The 18375-nt window shown below is 35.3% G+C and carries 13 protein-coding genes; 1 reads left to right on the top strand and 12 read right to left on the bottom strand.

The features are described 5' to 3' along the window. Positions 1–348 precede the first annotated feature (348 nt). From BMY96_RS07495 to BMY96_RS07475, 5 genes are all read right to left on the bottom strand, one after another. Entirely contained in the window at positions 349–1326 is a 978-nt protein-coding gene (locus tag BMY96_RS07495; RefSeq protein ID WP_092851013.1) for a ThuA domain-containing protein, read from the bottom strand. A 15-nt stretch (positions 1327–1341) separates the two neighbouring features. Beyond that, complete coding sequence (locus tag BMY96_RS07490) at positions 1342–2133, bottom strand: 3-keto-disaccharide hydrolase (RefSeq protein ID WP_092851012.1); 792 nt, start codon at positions 2131–2133, stop codon at positions 1342–1344. Continuing rightward, positions 2133–3185: a sugar phosphate isomerase/epimerase family protein gene (locus tag BMY96_RS07485; RefSeq protein ID WP_092851010.1), complete on the bottom strand. Its 1053-nt coding sequence runs from the start codon at positions 3183–3185 to the stop codon at positions 2133–2135. Before BMY96_RS07485 ends, BMY96_RS07490 begins: the two co-directional genes overlap by 1 nt. Positions 3186–3342: 157 nt before the next feature. After that, positions 3343–4491, bottom strand: coding sequence for a Gfo/Idh/MocA family protein (locus tag BMY96_RS07480; RefSeq protein WP_245750566.1), 1149 nt, complete (start codon positions 4489–4491; stop codon positions 3343–3345). A 589-nt stretch (positions 4492–5080) separates the two neighbouring features. Then, a complete protein-coding gene (locus BMY96_RS07475) occupies positions 5081–5455 on the bottom strand; it encodes a transmembrane 220 family protein (RefSeq protein WP_092851009.1) in 375 nt (124 codons plus the stop codon). A gap of 187 nt (positions 5456–5642) precedes the next feature. On the opposite strand from BMY96_RS07475, the gene BMY96_RS07470 reads away from it, so the two are divergent. Then, positions 5643–8459 carry a TonB-dependent receptor gene (locus tag BMY96_RS07470; RefSeq protein WP_092851008.1) on the top strand — a complete coding sequence of 939 codons (2817 nt, stop codon included), beginning with the start codon at positions 5643–5645 and terminating at the stop codon, positions 8457–8459. Positions 8460–8613: 154 nt separating this feature from the next. Here BMY96_RS07470 and azu read toward each other — a convergent pair whose 3' ends face one another. From azu to ilvD, 7 genes are all read right to left on the bottom strand, one after another. Further along, positions 8614–9123: an azurin gene (gene azu, locus BMY96_RS07465; protein ID WP_092851006.1), complete on the bottom strand. Its 510-nt coding sequence runs from the start codon at positions 9121–9123 to the stop codon at positions 8614–8616. Positions 9124–9267: 144 nt separating this feature from the next. Continuing rightward, positions 9268–10860, bottom strand: a complete 1593-nt coding sequence (locus BMY96_RS07460) for an NADP-dependent glyceraldehyde-3-phosphate dehydrogenase (protein ID WP_092851004.1) — start codon at positions 10858–10860, stop codon at positions 9268–9270. A gap of 176 nt (positions 10861–11036) precedes the next feature. Further along, positions 11037–12302, bottom strand: a complete 1266-nt coding sequence (gene ilvA / locus BMY96_RS07455) for a threonine ammonia-lyase IlvA (RefSeq protein ID WP_092851003.1) — start codon at positions 12300–12302, stop codon at positions 11037–11039. Positions 12303–12459: 157 nt separating this feature from the next. Beyond that, complete coding sequence (ilvC, locus tag BMY96_RS07450) at positions 12460–13935, bottom strand: ketol-acid reductoisomerase (protein WP_092851002.1); 1476 nt, start codon at positions 13933–13935, stop codon at positions 12460–12462. Positions 13936–13952: 17 nt separating this feature from the next. Further along, positions 13953–14486, bottom strand: coding sequence for an acetolactate synthase small subunit (ilvN, locus tag BMY96_RS07445; protein WP_092851000.1), 534 nt, complete (start codon positions 14484–14486; stop codon positions 13953–13955). Between the two features lie 123 nt (positions 14487–14609). Next, positions 14610–16343, bottom strand: coding sequence for a biosynthetic-type acetolactate synthase large subunit (gene ilvB, locus BMY96_RS07440; RefSeq protein ID WP_092850999.1), 1734 nt, complete (start codon positions 16341–16343; stop codon positions 14610–14612). A 59-nt stretch (positions 16344–16402) separates the two neighbouring features. Next, positions 16403–18085 carry a dihydroxy-acid dehydratase gene (ilvD, locus tag BMY96_RS07435; RefSeq protein WP_092850998.1) on the bottom strand — a complete coding sequence of 561 codons (1683 nt, stop codon included), beginning with the start codon at positions 18083–18085 and terminating at the stop codon, positions 16403–16405. Positions 18086–18375 lie beyond the last annotated feature (290 nt).

Below are 18375 nucleotides of genomic sequence, written 5' to 3'. Positions count from 1 at the left end.
ACGAAACTTCGAAAGCGAATAGCTTTCTTAAACTGAATAGCCCCTAGGGGCGAGTTAAAGGAAAACGCACAACAGTTGCTTTAGTATTTGCTACTAAAACAGAAGAGATAAGAGATATGTTGTTTCCTGTTTTCACTGAATAACTACCTTAACTATTAACTCTAAATCGTCGGCGTGAGCCCCTTTCGTTAATATAAGCCGCAAAATTACAACTAATTATGGATTACACAACATTAAATATAAAAAATAGAGCAAATTTATATTTAATATTGTGCAATTATATTAATCTAGCATTTTTGCCATCAAAAACATCCATATATTTAATATTTCTTAAATATTTACAAGGGTCTATTTAGGCAAAACAAATGATCTTAAAGATGTTTTTTCAGCAGAAGGAAAATCTTCAGGCAATTCCGTTTGGGTTACCTTATTTGTAGCTGCCCATTCTACACCTCTTTTTAATAAGGTAATAAAACCAACACATTCAAAAGATGTGGTATCGTGTCCCAAAGGTGTATGAAAAACTCTTCCTTTACCATATTTTACAACTAGAGCAACTGGTTCTTTTTGTTCCAACTCTGGTTTTTTCTTTGTAGAGACTCCCGTTGCTAAAATGGTTACATTTTTTGCAGGCCCTCTTAAAAAAGCATAACATTCGTCTGGTGCATGCATCCAAACCTTAGGCATGCCTTTTGTAATAGGATGTTCTGTATCAAAAATAGTTATAGGAAAAGCTTCTCTTTTACCATGCGTTCCTCCTTTTCCGGGACTATAATCTTTTTTTACTTTGTTATCCTTATCCACATATAAGTACGGACCATCTTTTTCGGTTCTTCCGCCCCAACCGCCAATGGCAATCATTTCGTTATAAGCTGCCCATTCCGGAAAGCTATTGTCGGCGGCATGAACACTTACAAAACCACCTCCTTTTTTCACATATTTTTCAAAAGCTAACTTTGTTTTTTTTGGCCATGAAGCGGCACGCCAACCAAAATTAGAAATAACCACATCGTACTTTGAAAATTTAGGACTAAAATCCAGGTCGGTTTTTGGCTTACCCTCAATACCTTCGGGTACATTTGCATACCCTAACCAACTTTTGTTTTCTTCACTATTATTTAAATATTTTGTTCGGGCAATATCTACCGTAAACAAGCCCGTTTCTTCAAGATACTGCTTCATCATTATGGTCGATTTTGGCCATACCGTATGGTTATTTTGCCCGTCTACAATCAGCACTTTTATTTTGCCCTTAATGGGGTTACTTGCATAACCTCTTGTTAAAAAACAAAGGCTTATTAGTAATACAACAATACGATTTATCATAATTTCTATTTTTTTTTATAATTCTCTTACCCAAATATTTCTATAGCTTACACCGCTATTATCGCGATGATCTTGCAATTTTATTGGCGCTTTGCCGTGCGGTTTATCTTTAGGCCAACCTATAAACTCGGTAGTACCTTTAATTTCATAGTGGTCTTGAATTAACACGCCATTATGCAATACCGTAATGGTACCTGATTTTATTTTAGTACCAGCGCTATCAAACTTAGGCGCATGGTAAATAATATCATAAACATTCCATTGTCCTGTTTTTGAAGACGCCTTAGACAACGGAATACCTTGCTTGTAAATAGACCCTACTTGACCATTTACATAAGTGTCATTATCGTTATTATCTAAAACTTGCACCTCATATCTGTTTTGCAAAAACACACCGCTATTTGAGCGATGTTGCCCGTTGCCTCGTATTTCTTCAGAAGATTTCCATTCTATATGAAGCTGGATATCGCCAAAATTACGCTTTGTCTGTATATCGCCAGCCTTGTTTTTAACCGTCATACTTTTATCTGGGTTTAAAACCCAAGTTACCTGGGAAGCATCGACGGAAGATAACCACTCATCAAAATTTTCACCATTAAAAAGCACAATAGCGTCCGATGGAATTTTAGTCTCCTCGTTTACACGAACAACTTTAGGCTTAGGCTCCCAAACCTCGGTATCTTTTGGCTTTTTTGGTTCCGTAAGCCCTTCAACAGATTCCTCTTTTTGATTAGAATCCACAGGAATAATCTTGCTACTGCAAGACGCAAACACTAAGGCAATTAAAAATATAAAGACTTTATGCATTAAATACCTAAGATACTTTTTAAATAATTTTCATCAATTTCGCCTCCAGCAAAATCATCAAAACTACGTTGGGCAGCTTCAATAATATGCTTTTGAATAAATGGTGCACCTTCGCGAGCACCTTGATCGGACGACTTTATACAACATTCCCATTCCATAACCGCCCAAACATCGCAATTGAATTTAGTAAGTTTTGTAAAAATGCCTTTAAAATCTACTTGACCATCTCCTAAAGAACGGAATCGACCTGCACGATCTTTCCAATCTGAAAAACCACCATATACCCCTTGTTTTCCTGAAGGATTAAACTCGGCATCTTTAACGTGGAACGATTTAATACGCTCATGATAGTAATCTATAAACGTTAAATAATCCAATTGCTGTAGCACAAAATGACTAGGATCGTAAAGGATATTAGCGCGTTTATGATTTCCTGTAGCTTCTAAAAACCGCTCGAACGATACACCATCGTGTAAATCTTCTCCCGGATGAAGTTCATAACACACATCCACCCCTTGCTCATCAAAATGATTTAAAATTGGTGTCCAACGTTTTGCTAATTCCCCAAAGCCCATGTCTACCAAACCTTGCGGCCGTTGTGGCCAGGGATACACCGTGTGCCACAATAAAGCTCCCGAAAATGTGGCGTGCGATTTTAAACCCAATCGCCCACTAGCAGTTCCAGATTTTTTTACAAAATCGATAGCCCACTCTGTTCTAGCCTTAGGATTTCCACGCACGTGCTCTGGTGCAAAACCATCAAACATAGCATCGTAAGCCGGATTAACCGCCACCAATTGCCCTTGCAAATGCGTAGATAATTCTGTTATTTTTAAACCATAGGAATTTACTTTTCCTTTAAGCTCATCGCAATACGTTTGGCTTTCCGCGGCCTTTTCAACATCAATTAAACTCGATTCCCATGTTGGTATCTGGATACCTTTATACCCTAAATCGGCCGCCCATTTGCACATCCCATCCAAACTATTAAATGGCGCTTCACTTCCTGCAAACTGAGCTAAAAAAACTGCTGGTCCTTTTATTGTTTTCATATTTTATTATATTTTTTTTGGCGTTACCACAAGGGTCGGGCTTGAAGCCCGTCTTGAGCAAAGTCGAAAGGTTTCAAGTCCTCGCACCTCCTACGTCGGGCTGTGGGCTTTACACTACAATCCCTAACGCGGTATCCGCCAACACTAATTTTTTAAATTAATTTAGTTTTGTCCAAGCGGCGTTGTTTTTATCACTTTCAACCGAGGCATAAATAAATTGCATACCACGAACACCATCTTTTACGGTTGGGTAATCTGGCTTCGCAATAGTTTCACCATTTAAAACCGCCATTAAATGCGTAGCAAAGTTTTTATAAATAGTTGCAAATGCTTCCAAATAGCCTTCTGGATGTCCCGCAGGAATTCTAGATACACTTAATGCCTCATCGTACAAATCGTTTCCATTAGGTGTAAATATTTTTACGGGCTTATCTAACCAATGTGTTATCAATTGGTTTGGATTTTCCTGCTGCCATTCTAAACTCCCTTTATCACCATAAACTCTTATAGCCAAATCATTTTCTTCTCCTAAAGCAATTTGCGAAAAAGACATGGTTCCCTTCGCTCCATTTTCCATACGCAACAATAAATTACCATCGTCATCTAAAGTTCTACCTTCGCCAAAAACACCTAAATCGGCGGCTAATTCTTTAATTTTTAGTCCCGAAATATATTCTACCAAGTTTTCGGCATGTGTACCAATATCACCTAAAGCCCCACCTATTCCAGAACGTTTAGGATCTACACGCCACGAGGCTTGTTTTTGTCCTGTTTTTTCAACCGCTGTAGATAGCCAACCTTGTAAATATTGCACTTGTATTTTTCTAATATTACCCAAATCGCCTTTAGCTACCATAGCTCTAGCCTGTTTTACTAATGGGTGTCCTGTGTAATTATGAGTTAAAGCAAATAACTTTCCGCTGTTTTCTACTAGTTGTTCTAGAGCCATTGCTTCATCCAAAGTTAAGGTCATAGGCTTATCACTTACCACATGAAAACCATGTTCCAAAGCCATTTTTGCCGGAGGAAAATGCATGTAATTAGGCGTAACAATAGATACAAAATCCATTCGAACACCTTCTGGTAATTCTTTTTCCTTTAAAATCATTTCCTCAAAGCTCCCGTAACACCTATCTTCAGGAAGATATAATGCTTTTCCTGAAGCTATTGATTTTTCTGCATTACTACTAAATGCACCACAAACCAACTCTATCATGCCATCAATTGAAGCTGCTTTTCTGTGCACATCACCAATGAATGATCCGGTACCTCCACCAATCATTCCCATTCTTAATTTTCTAGCCATTTTTTAAATATATTTTAACTTTTCTCTTTTTTTTTATGTAAACATTTAAGTCAATAAAAGCTGCTATAATCATTTTTGACTTAGCATATTTAAAAGTTCATAATCATGTTGAAATAAATATATAGATCGTATTACACTTAATAAAAACAAATTATATAGATAAAAACAGCGCACATAATTATTTTAAAATAGAATTTAAACACCTTCCAAACTTGGAATTAAAGGGCTACTACTATTAAAATAAAAAAAATCTAGATTCGTATTTATAGCTCAATCCATCCCCTAGTTTAAAGGCTTAGGAGTAAATCAATATAGAATATTATTAAGTCCTGCAATATTATAAATTGGTCGATCTCTTATACAAAACCAATATTCTCACGTTTTAAACTTTTCTCTATTTAAAGTATTACATATCAAGAAAAAACAACCCTTCAACACCCTACATTACATCCTTTAAAGAGTTTTATTTTATCCCAATTTACCTTTATTATCTTTACTAAAATTGCATAAATAATATTTAAAAAATTAAATAAATAGCAACCTTCAAGCTATATAATTCTTCCTATAGTATATCACAATTTTTAATTGTTTACTGTTTCACCTGAAATAATAAAGCTGCAAGTGCCATACTTAAACCAATAAACTCTCTAGAACCTTCCAAATATGCTTTTTCATAAACCATTTCTCCAAAAAGCTCAGATTTATTATCTGTTTGAAACCATTCTAACAGCAAACTAAAATGCATTGCAGCATAAACCACTAAACCTAGACAAATTAAAACAATAAACAATTTGGGGACGACTATATAATTAGAAACTAACGACGTAATAGCTACGATTAAATAAATTAGAAACCACAATATTGGATCTGGGTCATTTAACTGCAGTACTGCAAAAACCATAAACAAACCAAAAAGCATATAGTTGATTATCTTTTTTACTCGAGAAACCTGAGACTTAACCATATTGTATTTAACTTAAGTTTTATTAATCAAAAATAGCTAATCTAAAATTAAACTACCATTTTCTTGTTAAACTTAACAAATAAAGTAGCAAGACTAATTAAGACAGATATAACAAACACCTCTAAAGTCATAATTTTATAAATTTGCTTCACTTTAAAATCCAATTAAAGCTAGTTTAATTCATATTATGAATCATTTTAAATATCTTTTTTACTTTTTATTAACCACGAATTCCTTTTTACTGCCCGCTCAAAACATTGTAAGTGGTAAAATAAAAGACACCAACAATAAACCTATTATTGGTGCTAATATTATTCTTAACACGGAACCAAATAGCTTTAGCACTACAGATTTAGCTGGTAATTTTAGCTTATTAAACGTTCCTGATGGAAGCTTTACTATAACCGTATCTCATATAGGTTTTAAAACCATTGACCAACTAATAACGGTTAATTCAAATAACAAAGATTTCAACTTTACCCTAAATACAGATGTATTAAATCTGCATACCGTAGTTGTTACGGGCAATTTCGCACCTAAAACTCAGCTTGAGTCTAGCACATCGGTAACCACATTAAACACCACATCTATTAAACAGGTATATCCACAAGGTACTGCTAATTTGCTTCAAAATATCCCAGGAACATTTACCGATGCTTCTGCGGGCGAGGTTTTTACTAGAGTTTATACCCGAGGTGTATCGGCTGCTGCCGAAGACGATATGGGGTGGTATTACGTATCGTTGCAAGAAGATGGTTTACCTGTTAGTTTAGTACAACATTCGTACTACGCACCAGATTTATTTCATCGTGTAGATTTAACAACATCTAGAGTAGAAGCTTTACGTGGCGGAAGCGCTTCAATAACCGCAATGAATGCACCAGGTGGTATTTATAATTTTATTTCTAGAACAACTAGTAAAAAATTAAATGGTGAAATACAATTACAAAATGGTGTTCAAGTAGAAGGCAACCCCTTTTACCGAGCCGATGCGGTTTTAGGTAGCGGTTTTGGAAACCATTGGTATTTTAACGCTGGTGGGCATTACCGCCATAACGATGGCGCAAGAAATACCGATTTTACCTTTAGTAAAGGCGGACAATTTAAGTTTGATGTTAAAAAGGAAAACTCGCGAGGCTATTTTAAATTATATGGTAAATATTTAAACGATTACACCAATAGATACAATGGTGTAGCCGCAACAAATTGGAACAACCCAGAAGCTGCCTTTGGTCAAAATTTTAACTCAACCGCCTTATTAATGCCTGAGTTTAATACCGCTATTCCAGATGGGAGAAATTTAAACAGTACTAATAGCTTTAACCCAGCCAATGGTGTTCACGCTAAAGATTTAGCCTTTGGCTTTGATATGTTTCAAAACTTAGGTAATAATTGGTCTGTTAAAAATAACATGAAATTCTCTACCAAAAACGCAAACTGGCAAACATCCATTAGCAATGCCTTTGTATCCATTAGCGACCCAACGGTTTACTATTTGGTAAGTAATGGAAATCCTTTTCCAGTTGGCCAAATCGTTTTTAACGACGCTAACTCTGGAAATGAAGTAGCTAGAATCGATAACAGTGGTATTTTTAGTGGTAACCCTTCTGAATATTTAACCGACGGCAGACTACCAAACGACGCCGTTATGGGAACCTCAACATGGTACAAGGATAATGATGCCGACGAGTTTATGCAGCAATTAACCCTAAGAAAAGAATGGGATAATCATGATTTAAATTTTGGATTTGCAACTGGTTTTTCAAATACATCAGTATTTACACAAGGTAGTTTTGTATTTTCAACTTACGAAAACAACCCAAAAATGCTACAAGTCACTTTAGAAAACCCTGGAGATCCTGTGGTAGCCTTATCTGATGCCTATGGCATTAGTAATTACGGTGGTTTATTTTTTACCAATAGTCGCGCTAAAATTAGCCAGATTGCAACATTTGCAAACGACCGCTGGAAACTATCTGATAAACTTAACCTAGATTTAGGCTTACGTTTTGAGTCGATAACTCACAAAGGAAGTAACGACCGCTTTGCCCCTTTTACGCAAGATGGCGGTTTGGATGGTGATGAAACCACCGCTTACGACAACAACATTTTAGCACCAACTGGCCAACGTGACAATTTTAATTTCAATTATAATTATGTATCGTACTCTGTGGGTTTAAACTATAAATTAACTGATGACGCATCCTTATTTGGTCGTTTATCTCAAGGAAATAAGGCGCCTGAGTTAAATTACTATTTTAATAATTTTGCAAATGTTCCTATAAATAAAGCGGGAGAAATTCAAAACATTAATCAAGTTGAAATTGGTTTAAAATCGGCAGTAAAAAGCTTTTCATTTACTAGTACTTTGTTCTGGAGTGAATTAAAAAATATTGGAGTCTCTAATTTTGAATTTGATGACGAATCTAGCAGTATATTTTATACACCAATTCAATTTAATAGTTCAAGGACATTAGGTTTAGAATGGGAAACCAGTTATAACCCCATTTCACACCTAACATTTCGTTTTAACGGTATCCTACAAGACCCTAAAGCCACAAACTGGAACGTATATGATGCAGCAGGCACAGTTGATGTAAGTGATGATAGCACAACCGACTATTCTGGAAACACCTTAGCCTTTAACCCTAAATTAATGTTTAATGTAGCGGCCGAATTTTCGAAAAACAAAGTATCGTCATTTTTAAAGTGGAAATATACAGGCAAGCGTGAGGGTAATATTGCTAATGCGTTTCAATTAGATGCTTATAAGGTTTTTGATGCAGGATTTGGTTATAAAATAAGTCAGCGCATAAGTGCCAATTTATTAGTTACAAATCTTTTTAACTCTGATGGACTAGCAAACTTTTATGGAGCTAACACTTTTGGCGCTAATGCCAATGGAGTAACTACAGAGTATATAAACGAAAATCCGGATGCTAGCTTTGTTGTGGTTCCTATTTTACCTCGATCTACTTTACTGCAGTTAAATTATAAATTTTAAACAAGCCAATGTTTTTTACAATATCTAAACATGATACAAACAAAAAAAACAGAGCACTTGCTTTTCAACTATTTTTTTTAAAACCCGTTGCAGTATCAATCCATAAACAAATTAATTATACTTTATAATATGGGTCAAAAATTATTACAAGATATTACTCAACAATTAACTTTCCCTTCATTAAAGCATAATGCCCTGGAAAGCTACATAGAAAATCGTAAGTACCAGCTTCTGGCGCATCGAACTCTACAACGGTTGTTTCTCCGGCACCAACAAGGTCTGTATGTGCTATAACATCTTTACCATTTTCAGGTATATAATTGGTAGCTTTTGCAGTTGCTGCTTTGTTTCCAAATGCCATTACATCCACTCCCTTTTTTAATAAAACAAAATTGTGTCCCATAACATTTTTGTCCATTTTACCAATATGCTTTAATGTAATTTTTACTTTTTCGCCTGCCTTTACACGAATTTCCTTTTTATTAAATTGCATAGCATCATTACCGGTAATGGTTACATCGTTAGGGTTACTTTTTGTTTCCTTAACAACATCTGTTTTCTTTTCATATGAAAACCCTTCCTTCTTTTTTTCTTCTTTACCACCACAGGCTACTAATACCACACTAGAAAAGATAGCTACTAATAAATATTTAATTGATTTCATTTGATATAATTTTGTTTAAATTTAGTTTAACTGTATTACTACAACTTCAAATATAAGCATATAAAGGCTTAGTGTAGTACAAAATTTTTCAGTGAAAAATTCTATACTACACTAAGTCCATACTAAAAAATAATTCGTTAAAACTTATAAAATATAATCGGTGCTAATAAAATTAGAAGTTTTCTTATCTAATAATTCATTTAAAATAGCATTGTTATACGGGTTGTCTTTTGAGGCAACAAAGGTTCTTATAGAAAACGAACGCAAAGCATCATGAACACTTAAAGTACCAAAAGCAGAATCCTTTCGTCCTGTAAAAGGATAAACATCTGGACCACGTTGACAAGAGCTATTTAAGTTAACGCGACAAACAAGGTTTACCAATGTATCAATTAGCGGTGATAATGTTGTAATGTTTTTACCAAATAAACTTACTTGTTGCCCGTAATCTGATTCGGCCATATCATCTAAAGGCTCCTCAATATCCGAGAACGACACTACTGGTATAACAGGCCCGAATTGTTCTTCGGTAAACACGCGCATATCTTTAGAAACCGGATATAAAACCGCAGGAAATATAAAATTCTCTGATGTTTCGCCACCTTTTTTATTAATAATTTTAGCACCTTTTTCTACAGCATCATCAATTAACTCTTGAATATAGGCCGGTTTATTGGTTTCTGGAAGTGGTGTTAATTTAACCCCCGATTCCCATGGGTTACCAAACTTTAATTGATCGACTTTAAAAGCAAAGCGTCTATTAAACTCTTCCACAACAGATTCGTGCACATATAATACTTTTAATGCTGTACAACGTTGCCCGTTAAACGACAATGTTCCGGCAATACATTCTTCAACAGCTAAATCTAAATCGGCATCAGGAAGCACAATAGCTGGGTTTTTAGCCTCTAAGCCTAAAACCATTCTAAGTCTATTACCTTTAGGGTGTTGAGACTGTAAAGCATTTGCAGAAGCACTATTACCAATTAAAGCCAATACATCTATTTTTCCCGATTGCATAATTGGTGTTGCCAATACACGACCACGGCCATAAACAATGTTTACAACGCCTTCTGGAAAACTTTTTTGAAATGCCTCTAGCAAAGGTGATATTAATAAAACTCCAAGTTTTGCAGGCTTAAAAATAACAGGATTCCCCATTATTAGTGCCGGAATTAACAAGGTAAAGGTTTCGTTTAAAGGGTAATTGTAAGGCCCTAAACACAATACAACACCTAATGGACCACGACGAATATGAGCGTAAACTCCGGAGTTTTTCTCAAATTTAGCCGAGTCTCTATCTATTTGCTTATAAGCTTCGATAGTATCATAAATATAATCTACAGTTCTATCAAACTCTTTTTGCGAATCTGGAAGGTTTTTGCCAATTTCCCACATTAATAATTTTACAACTTCTTCGCGCTTGGTTTTCATTTCTTCAACAAAACTCTCCATACACGCAATTCGGTCGGCTACTTTCATAGTTGGCCATAAGCCTTTACCATTATCGTATGCTCGTGTTGCAGAATCAAGAACCTCTAAAGCTTCTTTTTCGCCTAATTGTGGAATAGTCCCTAAAAGGGTTTTCTTATAATCGCTAGTTGAGGAGATAGTTGAGTACACCTCTGTCGTATCGCCTTCCCAATGTTTTAATTCGCCATCGGACAAGTACGTTGACTGATGTAAAAGGGATTCAATTTTATAAGCCTCTGGAATGTCTTTAAAAGGATACTTCATAACTCTTTTTGTTTTTTAAAGGCCTAAAAACATATATTTTTAAGACTTCACTTTAGTTAATTTGTAATACCCAAAATAACTAAATTTTACTTACAATGAAACATGCAAACACAAATAAACTTTAAAAACAGAGCGCAAACGATTTCGCAGATTACAGAAATTTTAAGTGTGCAAAATCACACTAAAAACTGAAATAAATCGGGTTTATCATTTAAATAATCGCCATAAAAATTACGCTGTTTCATTTTGGTAATTAAGGGCTCTAAATCGTTAGCCGATTTTAGTTGAACCCCAACTACTGCCGAACCATTTTCTCTATTGGTTTTTTTAGCATATTGGAAAAACGTAATATCATCATCTTCACCTAAAATATCGACCACAAATTCTTTTAAAGCGCCAGCGCGTTGCGGAAAGCTTACTATAAAATAATGCTTTAAATTGGCGTATAATAAAGCACGCTCTTTAATCTCTGCGGTTCGTGTAATATCGTTATTACTACCACTAACCACACATACCACGTTTTTACCCTGTATTTCTTTGGCATAGAAATCTAGCGCAGAAATACTTAGGGCTCCGGCAGGTTCCACCACAATAGCATCTTTATTATAAAGTTCTAATATGGTTTCGCATACTTTGCCTTCGGGCACGGTAATCATATGGCTTAAATTTTCTTTACAAATAGCAAAGGTTAAATCGCCAACACGTTTTACCGCAGCACCATCAATAAATTTTTCAATTTTTTCGATGGTTGTATTTTTATTGTTTTTTATGGAAACCAACATAGAAGGCGCACCTTCTGGCTCGACTCCTATTATTTTAGTATCCGGAGATAAGGTTTTAAACACCGTTGATAAACCTGCAGCTAAACCACCACCACCAACAGCTATAAAAACATAATCGATAGGTTGTGTGGCTTGTTCTAAAATCTCTAAAGCAATTGTAGCTTGCCCTTCAATAACTTTTTTATCATTAAAAGGATGAATAAAGGTTTTCCCTAACTCGTCGCACTCTAACATGGCGGCATGAAACGAATCGTCAAACGTATCGCCCATGAGTTTAATTTCTATAAAATCTTCGCCAAACATTTTTACCTGCTCCACCTTTTGGTTAGGTGTTGGTGCCGGCATATAAATAGTACCTTTAATTTTTAAAAGTTTACACGACAAAGCAACACCTTGAGCATGATTACCTGCACTAGCACATACTACACCATTTAAAGCTTCTTGCGCCGTTAGCGAGCTAATTTTATTATACGCACCCCTAATTTTATAGGAGCGTACTTGTTGTAAATCTTCGCGCTTTAATAAAATATTAGCCTTGTACTTTTTTGAATACCTTAAACTTTCACTTAAAGGTGTAACCGTAGAGACCGTTTTAATAGTTTCGGCAGCAGCTTTTACGCTTTCTATACTAGGAAAATAAGTAGATGTGTTGTAACTCATTTAAATGGGCTTATCGTGCTTATGCAAGGTACTTAATCCTTTGTTTTTATTAAACCATTTCCTAGTTAAATTAATCTATAAACATAAAAAAACCTGTTAAGATGTAAACATCTAACAGGTTTTTCAAAATATAGTTTAGTTTAGTTGTATTCGGTACTTATACTATTGGCTTCATTGCCGTCATAGAACCTCTTAAGAAAGCACCAACTTTTTCAACTGGGTGATTTCTTAAAGCAGCATTTACTTCAATAAGTTTAGCGTTATCTACACCTGCACCATTATCTTTAGCGTAAGGCTTTCCAATAACATCTGTTTTTATGTTTTTCATAAAATCAGTTAATAAAGGCTTACATGCATGGTCAAATAAATAACATCCGTACTCTGCAGTATCAGAAATTACGCTATTCATTTCGTATAATTTACGTCTTGCAATAGTGTTTGCAATAAGCGGTGTTTCGTGTAAAGACTCGTAGTATGCCGATGCATCGATAATTCCAGAATCTGTCATAGCTTCAAACGCTAATTCCACACCTGCTCTTACCATAGCAACCATTAACACACCGTTATCGTAGTACTCTTGCTCAGAAATTTCAACATCACCAGCTGGTGTTTTTTCGAAATTAGTTTCAGCAGTAGCCGCTCTCCACGTTAATAAATCATGATCATCGTTAGCCCAATCTGCCATCATTCCAGCAGAAAAACGACCTTCAATAATATCATCCATATGCTTTTGGAATAATGGACGCATAATATCTTTTAATTCTTCCGATAATTCGAAAGCTTTAATTTTTGCAGGGTTAGATAAACGATCCATCATGTTAGTTACACCACCATATTTAAGACCTTCTGTTACAGTTTCCCAACCGTATTGAATTAATTTTGAAGCGTATCCAGGATCGATTCCCTCTTCAACCATTTTATCGAAACAAAGGATAGAACCTGTTTGTAACAATCCACAAAGTATGGTTTGTTCTCCCATTAAATCAGACTTTACCTCGGCAATAAAAGACGATGCTAACACCCCTGCTCTATCACCTCCAGTTGCTACTGCATAAGCCTTAGCTTGTGCCCAACCTTTTCCTTCTGGATCATTCTCTTCGTGTACCGCAATTAATGTTGGTACACCAAAACCTCTTTTATACTCTTCTCTTACCTCTGTTCCTGGACATTTAGGCGCTACCATAATAACGGTAAGGTCTTCACGTACTTGAGTACCCTCTTCAACAATATTAAAACCGTGAGAATAAGATAATGTTGCTCCTTTTTTCATTAAAGGCATAACAGCATTTACAACACTTGTATGTTGCTTATCTGGTGTTAAGTTTAATACTAAATCTGCAGTAGGAATTAACTCTTGGTACGTACCAACAGTAAATCCATTTTCAGTAGCATTAATAAAAGATTGACGCTTTTCTGCAATAGCAGCGTCACGTAGTGCATAAGAAATATCTAAACCAGAATCTCTCATGTTTAACCCTTGGTTTAACCCTTGAGCTCCACACCCAACGACTACAATTTTCTTTCCTTTTAATGCGGTTACTCCATCGGTAAACTCAGAAGCATCCATAAATCTACACTTCGATAATTGATTTAGTTTATCTCTTAAAGATAGTGTGTTAAAATAATTTCCCATTTTATATTTAATTGTTATTATTGGTTATCGAATGCTGTAAGCAATTCGGTTATTTTCATTTGATCTTTTGTTACTGCTATACGTCCAGAACGTACAAATTGCATGATACCAAAACGGTTTAAATCGCCACGTAACGATTCAATTTCGTTTCTTCTACCCGATTTTTCTAGTACAAAAAACTCTTTGTTTACGGTTACAATTCTAGCATAACTTTCTTTAATAATATTCTGGATTTGCGGCTCGTTAAACAACAAATCAGATTTTATTTTAAACATACAAGACTCTGTAAAAATAGTTTCGTCTTCGGTATGGTAATATGCTTTAATAGTTTCTACTTGTTTTTCAATTTGCTTAACAATTTTACATGCTGTGTCTTCGCAAATATTCACCACAATTACAAAACGATTTACACCATCAATCTCAGATTGAGAGGTTGTTAAACTTTCTATATTTATGTGTCTACGCTGAAAAATAGCTGAAATACGATTCAATAAACCGATATTATTTTCGGTATATACTGATATTGTGAATGATTGTATATCTTCGCTCATCTTTTAAACTTATATTAGAAAAAGGCCTTTTAAACTATTTTTTTTATCGCTTTCGCGGAATAAATACTGCTTCAATTAAGGTGTATCCTTTTCTTTGTTCTTGTATGCTTTATTCTTGTTTTCTTAACTTAATCGTACATCTGAAACTGATGCGCCAGAAGGAATCATTGGGAACACATTATCTTCTTTCTCTACACAAACCTCTAAGAAATAAGACTCTTTTGACGCCATCATTTCTTTTACTGCTTCTGCCAACTCATCGCGCTTAGTTACTTTTCTAGCTTTAATATAATACCCTTCGGCAATGGCTACAAAGTTTGGATTTGTCATTTCGGTTGATGCATAACGCTTATCGAAAAACAACTGTTGCCACTGGCGTACCATACCTAAAAACTCATTATTTAAAACCACAATTTTAACGGCTGCTTTTTGCTGAAAAATGGTTCCTAACTCCTGTATATTCATTTGGTAACCACCATCGCCAATAATGGCTACAACCTCACGATCTGGTGCTGCCATTTTAGCTCCAATTGCCGCCGGAAGTGCAAACCCCATGGTACCTAAACCACCAGAAGTAATATTACTTTTTGTAACATTAAAATCGGCATATCTACAAGCAATCATTTGGTGTTGTCCTACATCCGAAACTATGGCTGCATTTCCGTTACTTTCAATATTTATTTGCTTTAAAACCTCGCCCATGGTCAACCCTTCTTTTGTTGGGTTAATATCGTTATTAATAACTTGGTCGAACTCTATAGCATATAAATCCTTAAATTCTTTTAACCACGCATCATGACTGTTTTTGTTTAAAGCTTCAGAAAGCATTGCTAAACTTTCTTTAGAATCGCCTAAAACAGCAACATCCACTTTTACGTTTTTGTTAATTTCTGCAGGGTCAATATCAAAATGAATAATCTTAGCTTGTTTTGCGTAACTATCTAAATTACCAGTAACACGATCGTCGAAACGCATACCTATAGCAATTAAAACATCGCACTCGTTAGTTAACTTATTTGGTGCATAATTACCATGCATACCAACCATTCCAATATTTAAAGGGTGTGATGTTGGAAATGCCGACGCACCAAGTATGGTCCATGCAGCAGGAATACCAGCCTTTTCAATAACATTTTTAAGTTCTTCTTCGGCTTGACCTAAAATAACACCTTGCCCCCAAACAATCATTGGTTTTTTAGCATTATTAATCAATTCCGCAGCAGCGTTTATAGCCTCCGGATTTGTTTTTGGCACAGGGTTATAACTTCTAACACCTTTACATTTTTCGTATTTAAAATCTAACTCGGCAACCTGAGCATCTTTAGTAATATCCACTAATACAGGTCCTGGCCTTCCGCTTCTTGCAATATAAAATGCTTTAGCAATAGCCGCAGGAATATCTTCTGCTTTAGTAACCTGGCAGTTCCATTTTGTTACCGGCGTAGAAATACCAACTATATCGGTTTCTTGAAACGCATCGCTACCTAATAAATGCGAAAACACTTGCCCTGTAATACACACTAATGGTGTAGAATCTATTTGAGCATCTGCAATTCCAGTTATTAAATTGGTTGCACCTGGCCCTGAAGTTGCCATAGCAACACCAACTTTACCAGATATACGCGCATAGCCTTGAGCGGCATGAGCTGCACCTTGTTCATGACGCGTTAATACGTGGTGTATTTGGTCCTGAAATTTATATAATTCGTCATACACAGGCATAATTGCGCCTCCTGGATATCCATAAAGAATATCAACACCTTCTGCCATCAAACTTCTTACTACAGCTTCGCTACCCGATATACGTTGTGTTTTTTCTGCCACTTCTTGGTTCTTGTTAATTGTTTCTGTTTTCATAGTCTCAACCTTAAATGAGATTTCCGCTTTCACGGAAATGAAAAAATACTATTATTTTATTACAAATCCGTTACACAGCCCTTTGAAGCCGATGCTACCGTTTTTGCGTATTTGTATAATATTCCTTTATTGTGTTTTAATGCAGGTTGTACCCATTGCGCTTTTCTTTCTGCTATTTCTTCATCAGAAAGTAAAACGTTAATTGAGTTATCCTCGGCACTAATTCTAATTTTATCTCCTGTTTTTATTAACCCAATAGTTCCACCATTTTGGGCTTCTGGCGTTATGTGTCCTACAACAAAACCGTGCGTACCTCCAGAAAAACGGCCATCGGTAATTAAGGCTACAGATTTCCCTAAACCAGCCCCCATAATTAATGATGTTGGTTTTAACATTTCTGGCATTCCTGGACCTCCTTTTGGACCAACATAACGAATAACAACAACATCTCCTTTTTCTACTTCGCCGTTAGAAATACCTGTATTTGCCGCTTGCTCACCATCGTAAACCACTGCTTTACCTTCAAATAATAAACCTTCGTTACCTGATATTTTTGCTACCGCACCTTCAGTCGCTAAGTTTCCATAAAGGATTTGTAAGTTACCTGAAGATTTTAATGCTTTATCCTTTGGAAAAATAACATCTTGATCGTTTTCAAAAGTAAGTGGTTCAACATCTGCTAAATTTTCAGCTAAAGTTTTTCCTGTTACTGTTAAACAATCACCATGTAAATAACCATTATCTAATAAATATTTCATTACTGCTGGGGTTCCTCCAACACCATGAACATCTTCCATAAGGTATTTACCAGATGGTTTTAAATCTGCTATTAACGGTGTTCTGTCGCTTACACGCTGAAAATCTTCTAAAGTAAAATCGATATCTGCAGCATGTGCAATAGCTAAAAAGTGTAATACCGCATTGGTAGAACCTCCTAAAGCATTTACCAATGCAATGGCATTTTCAATAGATTTTTTAGAGATAATATCTAAAGGTTTTAAATCTAATTCTAAAAGGTTTTTAATAGCTCTTGCTGTTCTTTCGCTTTCAGATAATTTATTAGGGTTTTCGGCTGGAATAGACGAGTTATATGGTAATGCAAACCCCATACATTCAATTGCCGAAGCCATTGTATTTGCTGTATACATACCACCACAAGCTCCTGCTCCTGGAATAGCACTCTTTATAATTTCTCTATACTCTTCTTCATCAATTTCACCAGCTACTTTTTGCCCTAAAGCTTCGAAAGCCGAAACAATGTTTAATTTTCTTCCTTTATATTTTCCAGAAGCGATTGTACCTCCATACATCATAATAGACGGACGGTTTAAACGCAACATAGCGATTACAGCTCCTGGCATATTTTTATCGCATCCTACTACAGATACTAAAGCATCATAACTTTGGGCATTCATTACTGTTTCGATAGAATCTGCAATAATATCGCGAGATGCTAAAGAGTAATTCATACCCGAAGTTCCCATAGAAATACCATCACTAACACCAATAGTATTAAACCCTAAACCAACCATATTGGCTATTTTACACTCAATTTTAACCTCGGCAGCTAAATTATTTAGATGCATATTACATGGATTTCCATCATACCCTGTACTTGCAATACCTACTTGAGCCTTGTGCATGTCTTCATCTGTTAAACCTACTGCGTATAGCATGGCTTGAGAAGCTGGTTGAGATTCGTCTTGTGTTAGTCTTTTACTATGTTTATTAAGTTCTTTCATATTTGTTGCAAACAACTTTAGTATTTAGCTTATTTTATTTTTATATTCTTAATTAATTAAGGTGTTTATTAAAAATTCCTCAATTTAACCAAAACAACTTGTCGAAATTAATTTATTAGCTTCTTATAGTAGTTAACCTTTGCTTTTTCAGGTTAAATCCACGGCTATAAAATCTAACTCAAATATTTGATTTACAGTTATTTAGACCGTAATTTTTATGATGTTCAAAACCAAAAAAAACTTCATAAAAAAACCTTCCCAATTTAGGAAGGATATTAAATTTAGGTTTG

The organism is Algibacter pectinivorans, assembly GCF_900112595.1.
GTDB classification, from domain to species: Bacteria; Bacteroidota; Bacteroidia; order Flavobacteriales; family Flavobacteriaceae; genus Algibacter_B; species Algibacter_B pectinivorans.
This window is presented reverse-complemented; position numbering and strand designations above follow the sequence as displayed.

Coding starts and splice junctions, on each gene's coding strand:
- BMY96_RS07495 (WP_092851013.1), bottom strand. CDS start 1,326: ATGATAAATCGTATTGTTGTATTACTAATAAGCCTTTGTTTTTTAACA.
- BMY96_RS07490 (WP_092851012.1), bottom strand. CDS start 2,133: ATGCATAAAGTCTTTATATTTTTAATTGCCTTAGTGTTTGCGTCTTGC.
- BMY96_RS07485 (WP_092851010.1), bottom strand. CDS start 3,185: ATGAAAACAATAAAAGGACCAGCAGTTTTTTTAGCTCAGTTTGCAGGA.
- BMY96_RS07480 (WP_245750566.1), bottom strand. CDS start 4,491: ATGGCTAGAAAATTAAGAATGGGAATGATTGGTGGAGGTACCGGATCA.
- BMY96_RS07475 (WP_092851009.1), bottom strand. CDS start 5,455: ATGGTTAAGTCTCAGGTTTCTCGAGTAAAAAAGATAATCAACTATATG.
- BMY96_RS07470 (WP_092851008.1), top strand. CDS start 5,643: ATGAATCATTTTAAATATCTTTTTTACTTTTTATTAACCACGAATTCC.
- azu (WP_092851006.1), bottom strand. CDS start 9,123: ATGAAATCAATTAAATATTTATTAGTAGCTATCTTTTCTAGTGTGGTA.
- BMY96_RS07460 (WP_092851004.1), bottom strand. CDS start 10,860: ATGAAGTATCCTTTTAAAGACATTCCAGAGGCTTATAAAATTGAATCC.
- ilvA (WP_092851003.1), bottom strand. CDS start 12,302: ATGAGTTACAACACATCTACTTATTTTCCTAGTATAGAAAGCGTAAAA.
- ilvC (WP_092851002.1), bottom strand. CDS start 13,935: ATGGGAAATTATTTTAACACACTATCTTTAAGAGATAAACTAAATCAA.
- ilvN (WP_092851000.1), bottom strand. CDS start 14,486: ATGAGCGAAGATATACAATCATTCACAATATCAGTATATACCGAAAAT.
- ilvB (WP_092850999.1), bottom strand. CDS start 16,343: ATGAAAACAGAAACAATTAACAAGAACCAAGAAGTGGCAGAAAAAACA.
- ilvD (WP_092850998.1), bottom strand. CDS start 18,085: ATGAAAGAACTTAATAAACATAGTAAAAGACTAACACAAGACGAATCT.